The sequence below is a fragment of the Shewanella putrefaciens genome (genome assembly GCF_016406325.1).
Lineage (GTDB): Bacteria > Pseudomonadota > Gammaproteobacteria > Enterobacterales > Shewanellaceae > Shewanella > Shewanella putrefaciens.
The window spans coordinates 4343931-4365909 of record NZ_CP066370.1 but is presented as its reverse complement, the minus strand read 5'-3'; the positions used below and the strand labels follow the sequence as shown (position 1 = coordinate 4365909).

Here is a 21979-nt window from a genome sequence, read left to right as displayed (position 1 = left end):
AGTTGTCGTTATGAGTATTAACGCTACCCTGCTAGGCCAGGCAATTTCTTTTGCGCTGTTCGTGTGGTTCTGCATTAAATTTGTGTGGCCACCGTTGATGAATGCAATCGAAGAGCGCCAGAAGAAAATTGCTGATGGTCTAGCTGATGCTGGTCGTGCAGCAAAAGATCTTGAATTGGCACAAGCGAAAGCAACCGAGCAACTAAAAGAAGCCAAGGTAACTGCTAACGAAATTATTGAGCAAGCGAATAAACGCAAAGCTCAAATAGTCGAAGAAGCAAAAGCTGAAGCCGATGCTGAGCGTGCAAAAATTATCGCTCAGGGTAAAGCTGAAATTGAGAATGAACGTAGTCGCGTAAAAGATGACTTGCGTAAGCAAGTAGCTGCTCTGGCTGTTTTAGGTGCAGAAAGAATTCTTGAGCGTTCGATTGATCAAGCCGCCCACAGTGACATAGTTGATAAACTAGTCGCTGAAATTTGATAAGGGAGTAGAGTCATGGCTGAATTAACTACCATCGCTCGCCCTTACGCAAAAGCAGCTTTTGACTTTGCTATTGAACACAATGCAGTGGATAACTGGGCTGAAATGCTCACGTTTGCCGCGCTGGTAAGTGAAAACGAAACCATGCAGCCCCTGCTTAATGGCGCTTTAGCCAATACAAAACTTGCTGCACTTTTTATTAATGTGTGTGGTGAGCAAATCAATAAGCAAGGTCAAAACTTGATAAAGGTAATGGCTGAAAACGGTCGCTTGAGTGTTCTACCTACGGTATCGAAATTATTTTCAGATTTCCGTAATGAGTGGGCAAAAGAAGTTGAAGCTAATGTGGTTTCGGCAACTGAGCTTAGCTTAGAACAACAGCAGCATATTAGTGTTTCTCTAGAGAAACGTCTCGCACGCAAAGTTAAGCTGAATTGCAGCACGGACACCGCGCTTATCGCCGGTGCAATTATTCAGGTGGGTGATCTGGTCATTGATGGCTCGGTCCGCGGTAAATTATCGCGCCTGTCTGATACGCTGCAGTCGTAATTGGGAGTTTGAGCATGCAACTGAATTCCACTGAAATCAGCGATCTGATTAAGCAGCGGATCGAGCAGTTCGAAGTCGTTAGCGAATCTCGTAACGAAGGTACTATCGTTGCGGTAAGTGACGGCATCATCCGCATCCACGGCCTAGCCGATGTGATGCAAGGTGAAATGATCGAACTGCCTGGTAACCGTTTTGCAATCGCGTTGAACCTTGAACGTGATTCTGTCGGTGCCGTAGTAATGGGTCCTTATGCTGATTTAGCAGAAGGCGTAAAAGTTAAAACGACTGGCCGTATTCTGGAAGTTCCAGTAGGCCGTGGTTTGCTAGGCCGTGTCGTTAACACTCTGGGTGAGCCAATTGACGGTAAAGGACCTATCGATAACGATGGTTTCTCTCCTGTTGAAGTGATTGCACCTGGTGTTATTGAGCGCCAATCAGTATCACAACCTGTTCAAACGGGTTATAAAGCCGTTGACGCTATGATCCCTATTGGTCGTGGTCAACGTGAATTGATCATCGGTGACCGTCAAACTGGTAAAACAGCGATGGCGATCGATGCAATTATCAACCAAAAAGATTCTGGCATTAAGTGTGTGTACGTTGCGATTGGCCAAAAAGCCTCTACTATCGCCAACGTAGTGCGCAAGCTAGAAGAACATGGTGCGTTAGCTAATACTATTGTTGTGGTTGCAACGGCTTCTGAAGCTGCAGCGCTGCAATTCTTAGCACCATATTCTGGTTGTTCTATGGGTGAATACTTCCGTGATCGTGGTGAAGATGCTTTGATCGTATACGATGACCTGTCTAAGCAAGCTGTTGCTTACCGTCAGATCTCGTTACTACTGAAGCGCCCACCTGGTCGTGAAGCTTACCCTGGTGACGTATTCTATCTACACTCTCGTTTACTTGAACGTGCTTCACGCGTAAACGAAATCTATGTAGAAAAGTTCACTAAAGGTGCAGTAACGGGCAAAACCGGTTCTTTAACCGCGTTGCCAATTATTGAAACTCAAGCGGGTGACGTATCTGCATTCGTACCGACCAACGTAATTTCTATTACAGACGGTCAGATCTTCCTTGAGACTGATCTGTTTAACTCAGGCCTACGTCCTGCAGTTAACCCAGGTATTTCTGTTTCTCGTGTTGGTGGTGCGGCTCAGACTAAGATCATCAAGAAACTGTCTGGTGGTATTCGTACCGCACTAGCACAGTATCGTGAACTTGCTGCGTTCTCACAGTTTGCATCTGATCTTGACGATGCAACTCGTGCTCAGCTAGAGCATGGTGTGCGTGTTACCGAACTGATGAAGCAAAAGCAATATGCTCCGATGAGTGTAGCCGCTCAGTCTGTGTCTATTTTCGCAGCTGAAAAAGGTTATCTGAAGAGTGTTGAGCTGAAGAAGGTCGGTGATTTCGAAGCCGCTCTGCTCTCGTTCATGAACAGCGAGCATGCTGCTTTAATGAAGCTTATTAACGAAACTGGCGATTATAACGCTGAGATCGAAGCTGAATTAAAAGCTGGCCTCGACAAGTTCGTAGCAACCCAAACCTGGTAACAATGATAGAGGTGTCTTAAGACACCTCAGGTCCAGATTGGAGAGTAGAGATGGCCGGCGCTAAAGAGATTAAAACCAAGATCGCGAGTGTTAAAAACACTCAAAAGATCACGTCCGCCATGGAAATGGTGGCAGCCAGCAAAATGCGCAGAGCGCAGGAACGTATGGCTGCGAGCCGTCCATATGCGGAAAGCATGCGTAAGGTGATCGGTCACGTTGCGCAAGGTTCTCTCGAATACAAACACCCCTATTTAGAGGTGCGAGAGGCTAAGCGGGTTGGTTACATTGTTGTCGCAACCGACCGTGGCCTTTGTGGTGGTCTAAACGTTAACCTATTTAAAAAGGTTCTTTTAGATCTGAAAAACTGGAAAGAGCAAGGTGCAGAAGTTGAATTTTGCCCAATTGGCGCTCGTAGTGTGCAGTTTTTCAAAAGCTTCGGTGGCACTATGCCTGCTCATGCATCAGGTTTAGGTGATGCTCCTAGCATCGCTGATCTGATCGGAACAGTGCGTGTGATGCTTAAAGCTTACAACGAAGGCAAACTGGATCGTCTGTTTATTGTGTTTAATAAATTTGTTAACACTATGACTCAGGCTCCTGTGATCGAGCAGCTGCTACCTTTGCCTAAATCAGAAGAAGTGGCTAATAAACATCCTTGGGATTACATCTACGAACCTGATCCAAAAGTACTTTTGGATACGCTGTTGGTTCGCTATATAGAATCACAAGTATATCAAGGTGTTGTTGAAAACATTGCCTCTGAACAAGCTGCCCGTATGGTGGCGATGAAAGCGGCAACGGACAACGCTGGTGAGCTGATCAACGACTTGCAATTGGTATATAACAAGGCTCGTCAGGCTGCTATTACGCAGGAACTGTCGGAAATTGTTTCAGGTGCCTCTGCGGTTTAGGTTAGGTAACGAATACAAGTTTTAGAGGATTTATCATGAGCACAGGTACTGTTGTCCAAGTAATTGGCGCGGTTGTGGACGTAGAGTTTCCGCAAGATGCCGTACCTCAGGTATATGACGCTCTGAAGATCACAGGTGAAGGCGCCTGTAATGGTTTGGTGCTGGAAGTTCAGCAACAGCTAGGCGGTGGTGTAGTTCGTACTATCGCTATGGGTTCTTCTGATGGTCTGCGTCGTGGTCTTGAGGTTGTTAACTCAGGTTCACCTATTTCTGTTCCTGTTGGTACCGCCACGCTTGGCCGTATCATGAACGTATTAGGTGAGCCTATTGATGAAGCGGGTCCAATCGGTGAAGAAGAGCGTTATGTTATTCACCGTGCAGCACCTTCATATGAAGATCAATCGAACACTACTGAACTGTTAGAGACAGGTATCAAGGTTATTGACCTTGTTTGTCCATTCGCTAAGGGTGGTAAAGTAGGTCTGTTCGGTGGTGCGGGTGTTGGTAAAACAGTTAACATGATGGAACTGATTAACAACATCGCTAAAGCTCACTCGGGTCTTTCGGTGTTCGCCGGTGTGGGTGAACGTACTCGTGAAGGTAACGACTTCTACTACGAGATGAAAGATTCTGGCGTTCTCGACAAAGTGGCCATGGTTTATGGTCAGATGAACGAGCCACCAGGAAACCGTTTACGCGTAGCACTGTCAGGTCTGACAATGGCTGAGAAGTTCCGTGACGAAGGTCGTGACGTATTGTTGTTCGTTGACAACATCTACCGTTATACCTTAGCCGGTACTGAAGTATCTGCACTGTTAGGCCGTATGCCTTCTGCGGTAGGTTATCAACCAACATTGGCTGAAGAAATGGGCGTTCTGCAAGAGCGTATTACTTCAACTAAGACGGGTTCTATTACCTCTGTACAAGCGGTATACGTACCAGCGGATGACTTGACTGACCCATCACCAGCAACAACCTTCGCTCACTTAGATGCGACTGTTGTACTGTCTCGTCAAATTGCTTCTCTGGGTATTTACCCAGCGGTTGACCCATTGGATTCGACTTCACGTCAATTAGATCCATTGGTTGTTGGCCAAGAGCATTATGATGTTGCTAACGGTGTACAAACGGTATTGCAACGTTACAAAGAGCTGAAAGACATTATTGCGATTTTGGGTATGGATGAATTGTCAGATGATGACAAGACCACTGTATTCCGTGCTCGTAAGATTGAGCGTTTCTTGTCTCAGCCTTTCTTCGTAGCAGAAGTCTTTACAGGTTCTCCTGGTAAGTACGTTTCTCTTAAAAACACTATCCGTGGCTTTAAGGGTATTCTGAATGGTGAGTTTGATCATCTGCCAGAACAAGCGTTCTATATGGTTGGTTCTATCGATGAAGTCATCGAAAAAGCCAACAAAAAGAAATAACTAAGTATTTTACTTAGTTTTTTAAGGAGAACCGGATGGCAGCCATGACAGTACATCTTGATATTGTAAGTGCAGAAAACAGCATTTTTAAAGGTCGAGTAGCATGTCTACAAGTGACTGGTGTTGAAGGGGAATTAGGTATTTTACCTGGTCACGCCCCTCTGCTGACCACTATCAAACCTGGCATGGCGCGCATCATCAAGCAAGATGGCAGTGAAGAGGTTATTTATCTTTCAGGCGGTTTTCTGGAAGTGCAGCCCAATTCTATTGCCGTTCTCGCGGATGTCGTAATGCGTGCCGATGAAATTGATGAGCAGGCAGCATTAGAAGCAAAACGCCGTGCAGAAGCCCATATGGCCGATGCAGGTGCTGATTTTGATTATGGTGCAGCTATGGTTGAGTTAGCGAAAGCAATGGCTCAATTACGTGTTGTTGAAACCATCAAGAAAAACATTGCCAGATAAGGTTATTGTTTATGAAAAAAGGCGACCATAGGGTCGCCTTTTTGTTTCTAAAATCGGGATAGATTGGCATTTGTGTATGTCTTTGATTGATTAGCATCGCTATCCGCTTCGCTTTTCGATGGGCTTTCCGCTAAAATTGCGCCACAAAATCGACGGTAATTTTTTCACCCTCTTGGAATTTGTTCAAGGATATGGCAATGGCATTAAATGTAGTGATCTTAGCGGCAGGTAAAGGAACTCGGATGCGCTCAGATCTTCCTAAAGTATTACATCCTATAGCCCATAAAAGCATGGTACAGCATGTGATTGATACAGCACATAGCATTGGCAGTGATGCGATTCAATTGGTGTACGGCTACGGTGCCGACAAACTACAAGCCAGCTTAGGTGAACAACAACTTAATTGGGTATTACAAGCTGAGCAATTGGGTACAGGTCATGCGGTTGCACAGGCTAGTCCATATATCGCCGACAACGATACTGTACTGATTCTTTACGGTGATGTGCCGTTGATCCAAGCATCGACTCTTGAAGCATTACTCGCCGCTCGTCCTGAAAATGGTGTTGCTATTTTGACAGTTAACCTTGCTAATCCAACAGGTTATGGTCGTATTGTTCGTGAGCAAGGAAAAGTGGTAGGTATTATTGAGCAAAAAGATGCTAACCCAGAGCAGTTGCTGATCAACGAAATCAATACTGGCATCATGGCAGTTCCAGGTAAACAACTTAAAACTTGGTTGAGCCGTTTATCGAACAATAATGCTCAAGGCGAATACTATCTAACGGATATTATTGCTATGGCGCACGCTGATGGCGTTGCTATTGATACTGCTCAGCCACAATCGGCCATTGAAGTGGAAGGCGCCAATAATCGCGTGCAATTAGCGCAACTTGAACGTGCTTACCAAGCTCGTGAAGCCGAAAAACTGATGTTGGCGGGGGCGAACCTTCGCGATCCACATCGCATTGATATCCGCGGTGAAGTCACCGTCGGTATGGATGTAATGATCGATATTAACGTGATATTCGAAGGCAAAGTTATTCTTGGTAGTAACGTCACTATTGGCGCTGGTGCAATATTGATTGATTGTGAGATTGCCGATGGCGCCGAGATTAAGCCTTACTCTATTATCGAAGGGGCTAAACTGGGTGTTGCTGCCAGTGCTGGCCCATTTGCCCGTTTACGCCCGGGAGCAGAACTTAAGCAAGATGCCCATATCGGCAACTTTGTTGAAGTCAAAAAAGCGATTATTGGTGTAGGTTCTAAAGCTGGGCACTTAGCCTATTTAGGTGATGCTATTATTGGTGATGGCGTTAATATTGGCGCTGGTACTATTACCTGTAACTATGATGGCGCTAATAAGCATTTAACCGTGATTGAAGATAATGTCTTTGTCGGCAGTGATACTCAGTTGGTGGCACCTGTGACTATCGGTAAAGGTGCTACTTTAGGGGCCGGTTCAACGATTACCCGTGATGTGGGTGAGAATGAGTTAGTGATCACTCGTGTAAAACAAAAGCATCTCTTGGATTGGAAGCGCCCCGTTAAAATAAAAAAGTGAATCTAACTTCGTAACATTAAAAACTAAAAGCGGCTCTGTGCCGCTTTTGTCTTTACAGATATTCAAGATTAAGCATTAAAAACCTTTTTATTAAGAAATGCTTAATAATTAAGGTTTAATTAACATTTGTATGCTATGTGCAACTTGTTGGTTTTTAAGCTAATTTGATCGGTATCACACTCAATTGTAAATTCATGTAAAGAAGATAAAATAAAAACACTTCTCATTTATATTGCCAGCAATTCTAAGACTAAAGATTTATTCGAGGTGTTGGCAATGGTATTTAAATATTCAATCGTAGGTCTTGCTGTTGGCGCAGCATTAATGGCTATGCCTGTTTTAGCTGATGATGCAACAGATGCCAATATTGAACGTATTAAAGTCACTGGCCGTACTTTTAACGACTATAAAGTGGGTTCTGCATCGGGTGCTATGCGTGGTGATATCAACTTAATGGATACTCCACAGTCCGTTAATGTTATCCCCGATTTTGTTACAGATGAACAGTTAGCCACTAACCTCGCTGAAGTCTTAGTCAACGACTCAAGCGTAACTGCTGGTACAACGCGTTGGAACCGCCAAGTCTTTAGTATCCGTGGTTTCGAGATTGATTCCGGTAATGGTTATCTTATCAATGGCCATCAGCAGTGGTCTCACTATGTACAACCTATTGAAACCCTACAGCAAGTTGAGGTGTTAAAAGGCCCTTCTAGCATGCTTTATGGTCAGTCTGGTCCTGGTGGTTTAGTGAATATGGTCACTAAAAAGCCTACCTATGACTCCATGTTGGATCTTGGTTTTGATACCGATGGCTACGGCTCAACCCGCGCACAATTAGACGCTGGTGGCAGCTTAAATGATGCTCAAAGTATTCGTTACCGTGGTGTGTTAGTGAAACAAGACACTAAATACTGGCGTGAGTATTCGACCACTGAAGAAAACCAAGAGCGTGACCGTTGGTTAGGTTACCTAAACCTAGAGTTTGATGTCAGCGACGATGTTACTCTGTCGGTTAAATACGATCATACCCAAGATAAAGCGGGTATTGATGCTGGTGGTTGGCTAGATGCTCAAGGTAATGTGATAGGTGGACGTAAAACCGTTTGGGATGCGCCATGGGCCTTTACTGATAATACGATTTCAAATTTAGGTGCCGATATTACTTGGCAAATGACTGACGATTGGAAAGTTAAAGTAGGTTATAACGATCAACAATTTGACCGTCAACGTTTCGATTCTGCGCCTGTTTATACGGCAGATCCTTTCACAAATGGTTATCGGATCAGCCCATTTGATCGTTACGATGATTGGCAACATAAAACGGCTTTTGTGGACTTTACAGGTGAGTTTTCTTTAGCAGGTATGGAGCATCAATTCCTTATTGGTGCTAACTACTTAGACTATTTCTACCAACAGCAAATTAAGCGTGGTACAGCACAAACCGTTATTCCTGGGCAAGTGGTGATTAAGCCAGAGCTTGATTACCATCAAGGAAACTTGAGTATTCCAAGTGAATACAAATATTACGGTTTCTATCTGCAGGATTTAATGACCTTAAATGAACAATGGAAATTGCTTGCTGGTGTGCGTTATGACGAGCAGAAGAAAGATGGTGTAGGCGGCAACAGTTATGCTGTATCGCCTAAGTTTGGGGTGATCTACTCACCAATGAGCAATGGTAGTATTTACGTTAACTATTCAAAAAGCTTCGCACCAAAAGGTTCTGTCACCAGTTCTGAAGATGTTAATGAAGGCGATAACCTTAAGCCTGAGTATGGAACTCAATATGAATTAGGGACTAAGTGGGAGTTATTTAATGATAGCTTACTATTAACTGCTGCTGTGTTTGATATTACGGTTTCAAACGTTGTCATTGAACTTGACAGCCCTATACCGAGTAAAAAAACAATGACAACCCAAGGTGGTGAGCAACATCACCGTGGCTTTGAAATTGGTGCCCAAGGTCAGTTAGGTGATAGCTGGTTTGTGACTTCATCTATGATGTATTTAGATGCGGAATATAATACTGGTGCAGGCAAAATCGGTGGCAAGAGCTTAGATGGTAAAACCCCTATTGATGCTCCTGAGTGGTCAGCCAATATTTGGACTCGCTATGAAGTGACAGACAACTTTGCGATGAACTTTGGTGCTATCTATGTCGGAGAGCGTTTTGCTGATGATGTAAATACTATCACCAAAGATGGCTATGTACGTTTTGATATCGGTGCGGCCTACACTATGGATATCATGGGTAAAGATGTGAGCCTTCGCGCCAACGTCAGAAACCTCTTTGATACTGAGTACCTAGACGGTGGCAGTGATAGAATGGTCACTATCGGCCAAGACCGTAACTTCAGTGTTGCTGTTGAAGCTAAGTTCTAATACTTATTAGGATTTTTAATCTATTTAAAGCAGTTTATCCCTAAAGGATAAACTGCTTTTTTATTGGTTGGTTTTTAAGTTCACAATTTTAAATTAATTAAAATGACTCGTGATCATGCGAAAGAGTGCTTCGTATGACTAGCAAAAAAGTTTCGTTTCACTATAATGCACCTTTCGAATCGAAACTTAACTGAAAGGTTTTATGAATAAACGAAACACACAGCAGCGTCGCCACAGCATAATCACCATATTGAACGAACAGGGTGAAGTGAGCGTTGATGAACTGTCGTTACGTTTTGAAACCTCAGAAGTGACGATTCGTAAGGATCTCGCCGCGCTTGAGAAAACGGGTTTATTATTGCGCCGTTACGGTGGCGCCGTGGCGATTCCAGACGAAGTCACTCAACAGTTCTCTGCCAAGATCGCGCCTAATAAACTTTCTATTGCGAAAACTGCCGCGCAGCTGATTAAAGATCACAATCGCATCATTATAGATAGTGGCACTACGACGTCAGGTTTGATTGAACAGTTGAACGATAAGCGTGGGCTGGTGGTCATGACGAATGCGCTGCACCTTGCCAATGCCATCCATGAACTCGAAAACGAGCCAACTTTATTGATGACCGGTGGGACTTGGGACCCGCATTCTGAATCCTTTCAAGGCCAAGTCGCCGAGCAAGTGCTGCGTTCCTATAACTTCGACCAACTGTTTATTGGTGCCGATGGTATCGATCTTGAACGCGGGACCACCACCTTTAACGAGTTAACAGGCCTAAGTAAAGTGATGGCCGAAGTTTCCCGCGAAGTGATCGTTATGGTCGATTCTGACAAAATCGGCAAGCGGATCCCTAACTTAGAGTTACCGTGGGCCAAGGTCAGTGTGTTGGTCACCGACTCACGTATCGACGAGAGTGCGTTAAAACAAATTTCAGATCAGGGCGTGCGAGTCATGCTAGCGCCCTACGCTCAATAGACAAAATAGCTTAACAACTTCATTTTAATTTATAGGTAAAGACTATGTGTGGAATCGTAGGCGCCGTGGCGCAAAGGGATGTGGCTGAAATTCTGGTAGAAGGCTTACGCCGTTTAGAATATCGTGGATATGACTCTGCAGGTGTTGCGGTTATTCACAATGGTGAACTGAGTCGCACGCGCCGCGTGGGTAAAGTACAAGAGTTGTCGGCTGCGCTTGAAACGGATCCATTAGTGGGCGGAACTGGTATTGCGCACACTCGCTGGGCGACCCATGGTGAGCCGAGTGAGCGTAATGCTCATCCGCATTTATCGGAAGGTGATATTGCCGTGGTGCACAACGGTATTATCGAAAACCACAATAAACTGCGCGAAATGCTTAAAGGTTTAGGTTACAACTTTAGCTCAGATACCGACACCGAAGTGATTTGTCACTTAGTGCACCATGAGCTGAAAACCCATAGTACTCTGCTTGGTGCCGTACAAGCCACAGTGAAACAACTTGAAGGCGCCTATGGCACAGTGGTAATCGATCGTCGTGACAGTGATCGTATGGTTGTGGCTCGCTCTGGTAGTCCATTGGTGATTGGTTTTGGTCTAGGTGAAAACTTTGTCGCCTCAGATCAACTCGCCTTATTACCTGTCACTCGTTCATTTGCTTTCCTAGAAGAAGGTGATGTGGCCGAAGTGACCCGTCGCAGCGTGAGTATTTTCGACCTAAACGGTAATGCCGTTGAGCGTGAAGTCAAAGAATCTGAAATTACCCACGATGCCGGTGACAAAGGCGAATATCGCCACTATATGCTTAAAGAAATTTACGAGCAGCCATTGGCACTGACGCGCACAATTGAAGGTCGTATTGCTAATAAGCAAGTGCTAGACACGGCTTTTGGTGACAACGCTGCTGAGTTTTTAAAAGATATCAAACATGTGCAAATCATCGCCTGTGGTACTAGTTACCATGCGGGCATGGCGGCTCGTTACTGGTTAGAAGATTGGGCTGGTGTGTCTTGTAACGTCGAAATTGCCTCTGAATTCCGTTATCGCAAGTCGCACTTATTCCCAAATAGCCTGTTGGTGACGATTTCACAATCGGGTGAAACCGCCGATACCTTAGCGGCCATGCGCTTAGCGAAAGAAATGGGTTACAAAGCCACATTGACGATTTGTAATGCGCCAGGTTCATCATTGGTTCGCGAATCTGACATGGCTTACATGATGAAAGCGGGCGCAGAGATTGGCGTGGCATCGACTAAAGCTTTCACTGTACAGCTTGCTGGCTTATTAATGTTGACTGCGGTGATCGGTCGTCACAATGGCATGTCTGATCAAATGCAGGCCCAAATTACTCAAAGCCTACAATCTATGCCAGCAAAAGTGGAACAAGCTTTAGGTTTAGATGCTGCGATTGCTGAACTGGCTGAAGATTTTGCCGATAAACACCATGCATTATTCCTTGGCCGTGGCGATCAATATCCGATTGCGATGGAAGGCGCGTTAAAGCTGAAAGAGATTTCTTATATTCATGCTGAAGCTTATGCCTCTGGCGAATTAAAACACGGCCCACTAGCGCTTATCGATGCCGATATGCCAGTGATTGTCGTTGCGCCAAACAATGAATTGCTCGAAAAACTGAAATCGAATGTTGAAGAAGTGCGTGCCCGTGGCGGCTTAATGTATGTGTTTGCCGATGTAGATGCCGAGTTCGAGTCGGATGACACGATGAAAGTGATCCCTGTGCCACACTGTGACATCTTTATGGCGCCACTGATCTACACTATTCCTTTACAGCTATTGTCGTACCATGTTGCATTAATCAAAGGTACCGACGTGGATCAACCACGTAACTTGGCAAAATCTGTAACAGTAGAATAAATAGAGATATTTAAATGAAAACCGCCTTTATTGGCGGTTTTTTTATATAGAGTTCACGACAAAATGACGATAACTTACAGTAATAGCAAATGCTGGTGACTTAGCTTGCTATGCTGGAATGGTTTCTAGCTCGTGCTGCTTTTTTGCCTCAATGCGTTTCCACACTTTGTCATGGAAGTAAAATACAACAGTGTTAACCGCGGGTTCTACTAAGGCCACTGCGCCACCGACGAGCACACTGCCAGTTAATAAATAGGTTACGGTAAAAGCGACGCTAAAATGCAGTACGGCAAACGTGAGTGTCTTAGTCATGATCTTGTCCTCTAAATAGGCTCCCAGCGGGAATATTTAGATGATAACAATTCTCATTAAAAATAAAAGCTGTGTTTTCAGATTAGTTTAAACGGTTTTATCTATTTATCCGTTGTAAAAAACATAAAGCCCTCACGATGGAGGGCTTTGAGCATTTAAACGTAAATTAATACGATTCTAAAATTAGTAGTGCCAAGGGAAGGCTGAAAAATCTTGATCGCGTTTTTCGAGGAAGGCATCACGCCCTTCCTGTGCTTCGGCGCTCGCATAGGCTAAACGCGTTGCTTCACCGGCAAATAATTGCTGACCAACCATACCATCATCGGTCATGTTAAAGCCGTATTTAAGCATACGCATAGCCGTAGGTGATTTAGAATTAATCTCTTTCGCCCACATCAATGCTTCGGTTTCTAGCTCGGCGTGGGGGACGGACTTATTGACCATCCCCATGGCAAAGGCTTCATCGGCACTGTAGTTAAAACCGCAGAAGAAGATTTCTCTGGCGCGTTTTTGGCCGATCATCTTGGCGAGATAAGCACTGCCATAACCTGAGTCGAAGCTCGCAACATCGGGATCGGTTTGTTTAAATATTGCGTGTTCTTTCGAGGCTAAGGTTAAGTCGCACACTACGTGTAAACTATGGCCGCCACCCACCGCCCAACCTGGCACAACGGCGATGACCACTTTAGGCATAAAGCGGATAAGGCGTTGCACTTCTAATATATGTAAGCGGCCCATTCTGGCTTGATCGGCTTTACCTTCTTCGGCGCCTTCATATTTATAGCCATCTTTGCCGCGAATACGTTGATCGCCACCGGAAGAAAAGGAATATTGACCTTTAGCTGAGGGACCATTGCCTGTGAGTAATACACAACCTACATCAGACCATTGACGTGCATGGTCGAGTGCAATGTAAAGCTCATCGACGGTTTTGGGCCTAAAGGCATTAAGGCATTCGGGACGATTGATAGCAATACGCACTGTGCCGTGTGCTTTGGCTCTGTGGTAGGTAATGTCGTCAAAATTAAATCCACTGACTTCATCCCATAAAGTGGGATCAAAAATGTCTGATACTTGTTGGGTCATGGTACTTGGCCTATGTCTGTCGGGTCTCAAAGGCTAGGTGGAATCATATAAGGTCAATCAACTAAGCATAAAGCTTAGTGTTATATGGCAAAATTCCCTTTTAACCCGAGGAAAGTGATTAGAGATGATCGCAAATATAAAGCAGATTGTCTCGGCTGAAAACAGGATGTTCTGGTGCTTTTGTACCACAGTAGGTTTTCTTAAAGTCTGCTATGGCGTCTGGGGTGAAGGGTATTTTGTTAAACTCTTCAAGTTCTGGCGCCGATAAGCGCTCTACGATTTCCTTTCTCGCTTTTGCTAATTGTTGATCGATTTTAATGATTTGTGTCCCAGAGATGGATTGCGCTTTATTCTTCACGTCTTTAATTATCGTTTGTACCTCTGCAATTGGTGCATCTAATTTGTCTGTTTCTGTGTAGAGGTAATATAATGCGCCTGCAAGTAATGCGAGTATGATCCAACCTTTCATCTTTTAGTCCAACATAAGTGAATAACCATTAATTATATGGGTATAATAAGCCCGTTTTCGTCCAATATTAAAGCAGTAAAAGGCTGTCAAGATGAGCACAGAATCTAATAACAAGGACTATTCGAAAACCAATCGAATTAAGATTCACCAGCCAGATGCGAGTAAAGCTGATCGCTTTAACCCTCGCAACCGGATTTATGTCCGAGCCATCGACGGATTGTGGACTTCTTTGCGCCGCCGTATGGGGTGGATTGCAATGTTATTCTTCCTGATACTCCCGTGGATCCCGTGGGGAAATCGCCAAGCCGTATGGTTTAACTTAGGTGAGCAAAAGTTCCACGTATTCGGCTTAACCATTTGGCCTCAGGATCTTACCTTACTCGCCGCCCTCTTTATGATAGCTGCTTTTGCTCTTTTCTTTGTGACAACTTACCTTGGCCGAGTTTGGTGTGGTTATACATGCCCCCAGACAGTATGGACTTTTATGTTCATTTGGTTTGAGGAAAAACTCGAGGGTGCGCGTAATAAGCGTATAAAGCTCGATCAAATGCCATGGAGTTTCGATAAAATTTGGCGAAAAGTGGCTAAACATACAGCTTGGATACTGCTTTCTTTCGTCACTGCGATGACCTTTGTGTCTTATTTTGTACCGAGCCGCGAGGTTTATCTCGACGTATTTACCCTTAATGCTTCTGGTGGCATCTATTTCTGGGTCGTGTTTTTTACACTTGCCACCTACGGGAATGCTGGCTGGATGCGTGAAATCATGTGTATTCACATGTGTCCATATGCTCGTTTCCAAGCCGCTATGTTTGATAAGAATACATTTATTGTTGGTTACGATACTAAACGTGGTGAAACTCGTGGCCCGCGTTCACGTAAAGCCGATCCGAAAGAAATAGGCTTAGGCGACTGTATTGATTGCGATCTCTGTGTGCAGGTGTGCCCAACAGGAATCGATATTCGTAATGGTTTACAGTATGAATGTATTAACTGTGGTGCTTGTATCGATGCTTGTGATCAAACGATGGAGCGTATGGGTTATCCATTAGGGCTTATTAGTTACACCACGGAAAACAAGCTTGAAGGTATAAAAGAGAAAGTGCTAAGGCCCAAGTTAATCGGATACGGTGTTGTGCTGGTGGTTATGATACTGGTATTCATCTACGCCAGTGCAACTATTGCGCCTGTGCGTATGGATATTATCCGTGATCGTAATCAGTTATATAGAGAAAATAACCAAGGGCTGATTGAAAATACATTCACCCTTAAGATCCTCAACAAAACGGAAGAAGCACACGAATACACTATGAGTGTCGAAGGCTTAAACAACTATAAATGGTATGGCCCAAACTCAGTTACCATTGCGGCGGGCGAGGTATTTACATTACCTATTAGCGTTGGAGTCGACCCAGTAGAGTTAGCTCGTTCAGTGACGAATATTGAAATTAAAGTGAAAACGCATATTAACGGTGAAGAAGTAGAAGTTAAGCAAGAATCTCGTTTCTTCAGCCCTTAGTATCCATTGTTCATTCTTGATGTATTAGATAGTTGAGTTTCGTTACATCAGGAAATAAACCTTAAAAAGGGACTTTATAGTCCCTTTTTTATTCGCTTCGTTCGATAAATAGCCGTCTAAATGCCTTGTTGCCATTTTATTTTAAAAAGCACTTGCAGAAAAAGTTTCGCTCCCTATAATGCGCATCCACTGACACGGCAGACAGCGTTAAGCAGCCTGATATGACGGTTCATCAATGAGTTTACTGATTGATGAGTGTTGAGAAAGTTTGCAAAAACTCCTTGACGCGAAACGGGAAATGCGTAGAATACGCAGCCCTAGCCAACTGGTAGCGTTCGGCGCTCAGTGTGGTACTCGCCTTCTCTTATGAGGTTGAGTTGCTCTTTAACAAGATAAAACAAGAAATCTGTGTGGACACTCACAGGTGTTGAGTTAATCGAAACTGCTTAACCTTAGGGTTGGCAGTCAAAAATTTAAATCAATGTAACAATGAGTGTTCATAGCAATATGTACAGTTTGTTTCAGTGCTTCTTTTATAAGGAGTGCGAGAAACAAAAAATCAGAATTCATTGAGCAGCTGAAGTCGTAAGACGGAAGCAACAAAACTTTAATTGAAGAGTTTGATCATGGCTCAGATTGAACGCTGGCGGCAGGCCTAACACATGCAAGTCGAGCGGCAGCACAAGGGAGTTTACTTCTGAGGTGGCGAGCGGCGGACGGGTGAGTAATGCCTAGGGATCTGCCCAGTCGAGGGGGATAACAGTTGGAAACGACTGCTAATACCGCATACGCCCTACGGGGGAAAGGAGGGGACCTTCGGGCCTTCCGCGATTGGATGAACCTAGGTGGGATTAGCTAGTTGGTGAGGTAATGGCTCACCAAGGCGACGATCCCTAGCTGTTCTGAGAGGATGATCAGCCACACTGGGACTGAGACACGGCCCAGACTCCTACGGGAGGCAGCAGTGGGGAATATTGCACAATGGGGGAAACCCTGATGCAGCCATGCCGCGTGTGTGAAGAAGGCCTTCGGGTTGTAAAGCACTTTCAGTAGGGAGGAAAGGGTGTAGTTTAATACGCTATATCTGTGACGTTACCTACAGAAGAAGGACCGGCTAACTCCGTGCCAGCAGCCGCGGTAATACGGAGGGTCCGAGCGTTAATCGGAATTACTGGGCGTAAAGCGTGCGCAGGCGGTTTGTTAAGCGAGATGTGAAAGCCCTGGGCTCAACCTAGGAATAGCATTTCGAACTGGCGAACTAGAGTCTTGTAGAGGGGGGTAGAATTCCAGGTGTAGCGGTGAAATGCGTAGAGATCTGGAGGAATACCGGTGGCGAAGGCGGCCCCCTGGACAAAGACTGACGCTCATGCACGAAAGCGTGGGGAGCAAACAGGATTAGATACCCTGGTAGTCCACGCCGTAAACGATGTCTACTCGGAGTTTGGTGTCTTGAACACTGGGCTCTCAAGCTAACGCATTAAGTAGACCGCCTGGGGAGTACGGCCGCAAGGTTAAAACTCAAATGAATTGACGGGGGCCCGCACAAGCGGTGGAGCATGTGGTTTAATTCGATGCAACGCGAAGAACCTTACCTACTCTTGACATCCACAGAACTTTCCAGAGATGGATTGGTGCCTTCGGGAACTGTGAGACAGGTGCTGCATGGCTGTCGTCAGCTCGTGTTGTGAAATGTTGGGTTAAGTCCCGCAACGAGCGCAACCCCTATCCTTATTTGCCAGCACGTAATGGTGGGAACTCTAGGGAGACTGCCGGTGATAAACCGGAGGAAGGTGGGGACGACGTCAAGTCATCATGGCCCTTACGAGTAGGGCTACACACGTGCTACAATGGCGAGTACAGAGGGTTGCAAAGCCGCGAGGTGGAGCTAATCTCACAAAGCTCGTCGTAGTCCGGATTGGAGTCTGCAACTCGACTCCATGAAGTCGGAATCGCTAGTAATCGTGGATCAGAATGCCACGGTGAATACGTTCCCGGGCCTTGTACACACCGCCCGTCACACCATGGGAGTGGGCTGCAAAAGAAGTGGGTAGCTTAACCTTCGGGGGGGCGCTCACCACTTTGTGGTTCATGACTGGGGTGAAGTCGTAACAAGGTAGCCCTAGGGGAACCTGGGGCTGGATCACCTCCTTACCTATACGACTAACTTAATGTTTGCTGAGTGTTCACACAGATTGCTTGTTTATCCTGTCTTAGGACGGGTAGAGCGAAACATCCCTCTAGCAGGTCGATGTAGTTCTTTAACAATTTGGAAAGCTGATAGTAATTAATGGCATGAGTCTGTCATGTGATTAATTACAAAAAGTTTAATGCGAAAGCATTGAACATTGAGTTCTCAAACACTTTATTAAGTGTCTTGAATATTCAAGTCTAAGGCGCGTCCACTTCTTTGGTCAGAAGTGAGACAAGTAAAACCAAGCTGGTCGCAATACAATTCGATATGTGTTTTTTCTTATTTCGATAAGATAAGCGCAGCCAATCGCTTGTTAGGCAAGGCCGTAAGTTGAATGACGAATGAGTGTAGCAGCGCTACATGATTGAGGAATGAGACTTGCAACGCCGCATAACAAGAGGAGTGGCAAGCGAAAAAGAAACCTATCTGGGTTGTATGGTTAAGCGACTAAGCGTATACGGTGGATGCCTTGGCAGTCAGAGGCGATGAAGGACGTAGTAACTTGCGAAAAGCGTTGGCGAGCTAGTAACAAGCATTTGAGCTAACGATGTCCGAATGGGGGAACCCGGCCGCATAAGCGGTCATCATGTAGTGAATACATAGCTACATGAGGCGAACGAGGGGAACTGAAACATCTAAGTACCCTTAGGAAAAGAAATCAACCGAGATTCCCCTAGTAGCGGCGAGCGAACGGGGATTAGCCCTTAAGTCTATGGGGTGTTAGTGGAATGGTCTGGAAAGTCCAGCGGCACAGGGTGATAGCCCCGTACACGAAAACTAACCGTAGATGAAAACGAGTAAGGCGGGACACGTGACATCCTGTTTGAATATGGGGGGACCATCCTCCAAGGCTAAATACTCCTGACTGACCGATAGTGAACCAGTACCGTGAGGGAAAGGCGAAAAGAACCCCTGTGAGGGGAGTGAAATAGAACCTGAAACCGTATACGTACAAGCAGTGGGAGCGGTTCTTGAGACCGTGACTGCGTACCTTTTGTATAATGGGTCAGCGACTTACATTTTGTAGCGAGGTTAAGCGAATAGCGGAGCCGTAGGGAAACCGAGTGTTAACTGCGCGTTTAGTTGCAAGGTGTAGACCCGAAACCCGGTGATCTAGCCATGGGCAGGTTGAAGGTTGAGTAACATCAACTGGAGGACCGAACCGACTAATGTTGAAAAATTAGCGGATGACTTGTGGCTGGGGGTGAAAGGCCAATCAAACCGGGAGATATCTGGTTCTCCTCGAAAGCTATTTAGGTAGCGCCTCGAGCGAATACCATTGGGGGTAGAGCACTGTTAAGGCTAGGGGGTCATCCCGACTTACCAACCCTTTGCAAACTCCGAATACCAATGAGTACTACTCGGGAGACAGACGGCGGGTGCTAACGTCCGTCGTCAAAAGGGAAACAACCCAGACCGTCAGCTAAGGTCCCAAAGTGTATGTTAAGTGGGAAACGATGTGGGAAGGCTTAGACAGCTAGGATGTTGGCTTAGAAGCAGCCATCATTTAAAGAAAGCGTAATAGCTCACTAGTCGAGTCGGCCTGCGCGGAAGATGTAACGGGGCTAAACATACCACCGAAGCTACGGGTGCAGCCCATTAGGGTTGCGCGGTAGAGGAGCGTTCTGTAAGCCGTTGAAGGTGAAGGGGTAACCCACGCTGGAGGTATCAGAAGTGCGAATGCTGACATGAGTAACGATAAAGGGGGTGAAAAACCCCCTCGCCGAAAGACCAAGGGTTCCTGTCCAACGTTAATCGGGGCAGGGTGAGTCGACCCCTAAGGTGAGGCCGAAAGGCGTAATCGATGGGAAACAGATTAATATTTCTGTACTTCCGCTAACTGCGATGGAGAGACGGAGAAGGCTAGGCTAGCGCGGCGTTGGTAGTCCGCGTTTAAGGTGGTAGGTGGGTGACTTAGGCAAATCCGGGTTGCTATACACTGAGAGCTGATGACGAGGTCCTAAGGGACTGAAGTAGTTGATGCCATGCTTCCAGGAAAATCTTCTAAGCTTCAGGTTAGCGGGAATCGTACCCCAAACCGACACAGGTGGTCGGGTAGAGAATACCAAGGCGCTTGAGAGAACTCGGCTGAAGGAACTAGGCAAAATGGTACCGTAACTTCGGGAGAAGGTACGCTCCTGTTGGTGATGAGACTTGCTCTCTAAGCTGACGGGAGTCGCAGATACCAGGTGGCTGCAACTGTTTATCAAAAACACAGCACTGTGCAAACTCGCAAGAGGAAGTATACGGTGTGACGCCTGCCCGGTGCCGGAAGGTTAATTGATTGGGTTATCGCAAGAGAAGCTCATGATCGAAGCCCCGGTAAACGGCGGCCGTAACTATAACGGTCCTAAGGTAGCGAAATTCCTTGTCGGGTAAGTTCCGACCTGCACGAATGGCGTAATGATGGCCACGCTGTCTCCAGCCGAGACTCAGTGAAGTTGAAATTGCGGTGAAGATGCCGTATACCCGCGGCTAGACGGAAAGACCCCGTGAACCTTTACTATAGCTTGGCACTGAACATTGAACCTACATGTGTAGGATAGGTGGGAGACTATGAAGTTGGGACGCTAGTCCTGATGGAGTCGTCCTTGAAATACCACCCTTGTAGTTTTGATGTTCTAACCTAGACCCCTAATCGGGGTTAGGGACAGTGCCTGGTGGGTAGTTTGACTGGGGCGGTCTCCTCCCAAAGAGTAACGGAGGAGCACGAAGGTTGGCTAAGTACGGTCGGACATCGTACGGTTAGTGCAATGGCATAAGCCAGCTTAACTGCGAGACATACACGTCGAGCAGGTACGAAAGTAGGTCATAGTGATCCGGTGGTTCTGAATGGAAGGGCCATCGCTCAACGGATAAAAGGTACTCCGGGGATAACAGGCTGATACCGCCCAAGAGTTCATATCGACGGCGGTGTTTGGCACCTCGATGTCGGCTCATCACATCCTGGGGCTGAAGTCGGTCCCAAGGGTATGGCTGTTCGCCATTTAAAGTGGTACGCGAGCTGGGTTCAGAACGTCGTGAGACAGTTCGGTCCCTATCTGCCGTGGGCGTTGGATGATTGAGGGGAGTTGCTCCTAGTACGAGAGGACCGGAGTGAACGAACCGCTGGTGTTCGGGTTGTCATGCCAATGGCATTGCCCGGTAGCTACGTTCGGAATCGATAACCGCTGAAAGCATCTAAGCGGGAAGCGAGCCCCAAGATGAGTCATCCCTTGGACTATAAGTCCACTAAAGAGCCGTTCGAGACTAGGACGTTGATAGGCATGGTGTGTAAGCGTTGTGAGGCGTTGAGCTAACATGTACTAATGACTCGAGAGGCTTAACCATACAACCCAGATGGGTTTTACTGCAAAGTGAGCTTAGACAGAATATAAACACTTAATGAAGTGTGGACTCAAAAAACAATCAGTTTTCCGAATTATTAAATAAGATAAGAGCAGGTTTTAGTTCCTAGAATCTAGCAGCACGCAGTGCGCTCTCGAGTCTTGTTTAAAACCAAATATGCTTGGTGACAATAGCATTGTGGAACCACCTGATCCCATCCCGAACTCAGAAGTGAAACGCAATCGCGCCGATGGTAGTGTGGGGTCTCCCCATGTGAGAGTAGGTCATCGCCAAGCGCCTAATTTAGCTTAACGTGCAAACGTTAGACTAAAGGAGCGGTAGTTCAGTTGGTTAGAATACCGGCCTGTCACGCCGGGGGTCGCGGGTTCGAGTCCCGTCCGCTCCGCCAACATTAAGAGATAAGCCTCATCGAAAGATGAGGCTTTTTTCGTTTTGCTAATATGACTCTACAATCTTTTTATCTAGGATTGTGTAGTCAGCCATTTGAGCCAATTATTAACATGGTTTCTTTCACTAATAGAATGGCTCTTGTGCGCGACTTGGCAGTATTGAGTTGTAACACTTATCTCGGACAAATTAAGCGGTATAATCCCTTATGTCTTTCATGAGTAACAAAAATGAATTGTCGTCTTGGTTGTGGTGCTTGCTGTATTGCACCTTCAATTAGCAGTGTTATTCCGGGTATGCCTAATGGCAAAGCTGCAGGAGAGCGCTGTGTTCAACTCAGTGATGATAATTTATGTTTGATTTTCGGCTCGCCAGCTCGTCCCGCCGTTTGTAGTGATTTTGATGCATCCCTGGATGCATGTGGTAATACAAATGAAGAGGCGTTTTGGTTGATCACTAACCTTGAATCTCAGACTTCTCATTAGGTT

Annotated in this window: 15 protein-coding genes, 1 tRNA gene and 3 rRNA genes; 16 read left to right on the top strand and 3 right to left on the bottom strand. The window is 45.8% G+C overall.

From position 1 onward, the window contains the following. Positions 1-10: 10 nt before the first annotated feature. The 10 genes from atpF to glmS all read left to right on the top strand — a co-directional run bounded on the left by atpF (position 11) and on the right by glmS (position 12179). Positions 11-481, top strand: coding sequence for a F0F1 ATP synthase subunit B (gene atpF, locus JEZ96_RS19365; protein WP_011791280.1), 471 nt, complete (start codon positions 11-13; stop codon positions 479-481). A gap of 15 nt (positions 482-496) precedes the next feature. Then, positions 497-1030: a F0F1 ATP synthase subunit delta gene (atpH, locus tag JEZ96_RS19360; RefSeq protein ID WP_011791279.1), complete on the top strand. Its 534-nt coding sequence runs from the start codon at positions 497-499 to the stop codon at positions 1028-1030. Between the two features lie 14 nt (positions 1031-1044). Next, positions 1045-2586: a F0F1 ATP synthase subunit alpha gene (gene atpA / locus JEZ96_RS19355; RefSeq protein WP_011791278.1), complete on the top strand. Its 1542-nt coding sequence runs from the start codon at positions 1045-1047 to the stop codon at positions 2584-2586. A 50-nt stretch (positions 2587-2636) separates the two neighbouring features. Then, a complete protein-coding gene (gene atpG, locus JEZ96_RS19350; RefSeq protein ID WP_011791277.1) occupies positions 2637-3497 on the top strand; it encodes a F0F1 ATP synthase subunit gamma in 861 nt (286 codons plus the stop codon). Positions 3498-3532: 35 nt separating this feature from the next. Next, entirely contained in the window at positions 3533-4924 is a 1392-nt protein-coding gene (gene atpD, locus JEZ96_RS19345) for a F0F1 ATP synthase subunit beta (protein WP_025008543.1), read from the top strand. A gap of 35 nt (positions 4925-4959) precedes the next feature. Then, on the top strand, positions 4960-5388 hold the full coding sequence (locus JEZ96_RS19340) for a F0F1 ATP synthase subunit epsilon (RefSeq protein ID WP_198779831.1): 429 nt from the start codon (positions 4960-4962) through the stop codon (positions 5386-5388). 197 nt (positions 5389-5585) lie between these two features. Continuing rightward, positions 5586-6950, top strand: a complete 1365-nt coding sequence (glmU, locus tag JEZ96_RS19335) for a bifunctional UDP-N-acetylglucosamine diphosphorylase/glucosamine-1-phosphate N-acetyltransferase GlmU (protein ID WP_025008542.1) — start codon at positions 5586-5588, stop codon at positions 6948-6950. Between the two features lie 276 nt (positions 6951-7226). Continuing rightward, on the top strand, positions 7227-9332 hold the full coding sequence (locus tag JEZ96_RS19330; RefSeq protein ID WP_011791273.1) for a TonB-dependent receptor: 2106 nt from the start codon (positions 7227-7229) through the stop codon (positions 9330-9332). Between the two features lie 202 nt (positions 9333-9534). Further along, a complete protein-coding gene (locus JEZ96_RS19325; protein WP_011791272.1) occupies positions 9535-10305 on the top strand; it encodes a DeoR/GlpR family DNA-binding transcription regulator in 771 nt (256 codons plus the stop codon). Between the two features lie 44 nt (positions 10306-10349). Continuing rightward, positions 10350-12179, top strand: a complete 1830-nt coding sequence (gene glmS, locus JEZ96_RS19320; protein ID WP_025008541.1) for a glutamine--fructose-6-phosphate transaminase (isomerizing) — start codon at positions 10350-10352, stop codon at positions 12177-12179. A gap of 108 nt (positions 12180-12287) precedes the next feature. Here glmS and JEZ96_RS19315 read toward each other — a convergent pair whose 3' ends face one another. The 3 genes from JEZ96_RS19315 to JEZ96_RS19305 form a co-directional block, all read right to left on the bottom strand. Next, on the bottom strand, positions 12288-12491 hold the full coding sequence (locus tag JEZ96_RS19315; RefSeq protein ID WP_011791270.1) for a DUF2061 domain-containing protein: 204 nt from the start codon (positions 12489-12491) through the stop codon (positions 12288-12290). Positions 12492-12674: 183 nt separating this feature from the next. Continuing rightward, positions 12675-13577, bottom strand: coding sequence for a 1,4-dihydroxy-2-naphthoyl-CoA synthase (locus JEZ96_RS19310; RefSeq protein ID WP_011791269.1), 903 nt, complete (start codon positions 13575-13577; stop codon positions 12675-12677). A 118-nt stretch (positions 13578-13695) separates the two neighbouring features. Beyond that, on the bottom strand, positions 13696-14046 hold the full coding sequence (locus tag JEZ96_RS19305) for a hypothetical protein (RefSeq protein WP_011791268.1): 351 nt from the start codon (positions 14044-14046) through the stop codon (positions 13696-13698). A gap of 91 nt (positions 14047-14137) precedes the next feature. Here JEZ96_RS19305 and ccoG point away from each other — a divergent pair, with 91 nt between their 5' ends. The 6 genes from ccoG (at position 14138) to JEZ96_RS19275 (ending at position 21976) form a co-directional block, all read left to right on the top strand. Next, on the top strand, positions 14138-15565 hold the full coding sequence (gene ccoG / locus JEZ96_RS19300; RefSeq protein ID WP_061783396.1) for a cytochrome c oxidase accessory protein CcoG: 1428 nt from the start codon (positions 14138-14140) through the stop codon (positions 15563-15565). 608 nt (positions 15566-16173) lie between these two features. After that, a 16S ribosomal RNA gene (locus JEZ96_RS19295) occupies positions 16174-17716 on the top strand. A gap of 477 nt (positions 17717-18193) precedes the next feature. Further along, positions 18194-21086: ribosomal RNA gene (locus JEZ96_RS19290) — 23S ribosomal RNA — on the top strand. A 177-nt stretch (positions 21087-21263) separates the two neighbouring features. Next, a 5S ribosomal RNA gene (gene rrf, locus JEZ96_RS19285) occupies positions 21264-21379 on the top strand. Together the 16S, 23S and 5S rRNA genes with 1 tRNA gene alongside form the textbook arrangement of a ribosomal RNA operon. A gap of 36 nt (positions 21380-21415) precedes the next feature. Then, positions 21416-21492 (top strand) — tRNA-Asp (locus tag JEZ96_RS19280). 229 nt (positions 21493-21721) lie between these two features. Continuing rightward, positions 21722-21976 carry a YkgJ family cysteine cluster protein gene (locus tag JEZ96_RS19275; RefSeq protein WP_011791266.1) on the top strand — a complete coding sequence of 85 codons (255 nt, stop codon included), beginning with the start codon at positions 21722-21724 and terminating at the stop codon, positions 21974-21976. Positions 21977-21979: the final 3 nt, after the last annotated feature.

Coding starts and splice junctions, on each gene's coding strand:
- atpF (WP_011791280.1), top strand. CDS start 11: ATGAGTATTAACGCTACCCTGCTAGGCCAGGCAATTTCTTTTGCGCTG.
- atpH (WP_011791279.1), top strand. CDS start 497: ATGGCTGAATTAACTACCATCGCTCGCCCTTACGCAAAAGCAGCTTTT.
- atpA (WP_011791278.1), top strand. CDS start 1,045: ATGCAACTGAATTCCACTGAAATCAGCGATCTGATTAAGCAGCGGATC.
- atpG (WP_011791277.1), top strand. CDS start 2,637: ATGGCCGGCGCTAAAGAGATTAAAACCAAGATCGCGAGTGTTAAAAAC.
- atpD (WP_025008543.1), top strand. CDS start 3,533: ATGAGCACAGGTACTGTTGTCCAAGTAATTGGCGCGGTTGTGGACGTA.
- JEZ96_RS19340 (WP_198779831.1), top strand. CDS start 4,960: ATGGCAGCCATGACAGTACATCTTGATATTGTAAGTGCAGAAAACAGC.
- glmU (WP_025008542.1), top strand. CDS start 5,586: ATGGCATTAAATGTAGTGATCTTAGCGGCAGGTAAAGGAACTCGGATG.
- JEZ96_RS19330 (WP_011791273.1), top strand. CDS start 7,227: ATGGTATTTAAATATTCAATCGTAGGTCTTGCTGTTGGCGCAGCATTA.
- JEZ96_RS19325 (WP_011791272.1), top strand. CDS start 9,535: ATGAATAAACGAAACACACAGCAGCGTCGCCACAGCATAATCACCATA.
- glmS (WP_025008541.1), top strand. CDS start 10,350: ATGTGTGGAATCGTAGGCGCCGTGGCGCAAAGGGATGTGGCTGAAATT.
- JEZ96_RS19315 (WP_011791270.1), bottom strand. CDS start 12,491: ATGACTAAGACACTCACGTTTGCCGTACTGCATTTTAGCGTCGCTTTT.
- JEZ96_RS19310 (WP_011791269.1), bottom strand. CDS start 13,577: ATGACCCAACAAGTATCAGACATTTTTGATCCCACTTTATGGGATGAA.
- JEZ96_RS19305 (WP_011791268.1), bottom strand. CDS start 14,046: ATGAAAGGTTGGATCATACTCGCATTACTTGCAGGCGCATTATATTAC.
- ccoG (WP_061783396.1), top strand. CDS start 14,138: ATGAGCACAGAATCTAATAACAAGGACTATTCGAAAACCAATCGAATT.
- JEZ96_RS19275 (WP_011791266.1), top strand. CDS start 21,722: ATGAATTGTCGTCTTGGTTGTGGTGCTTGCTGTATTGCACCTTCAATT.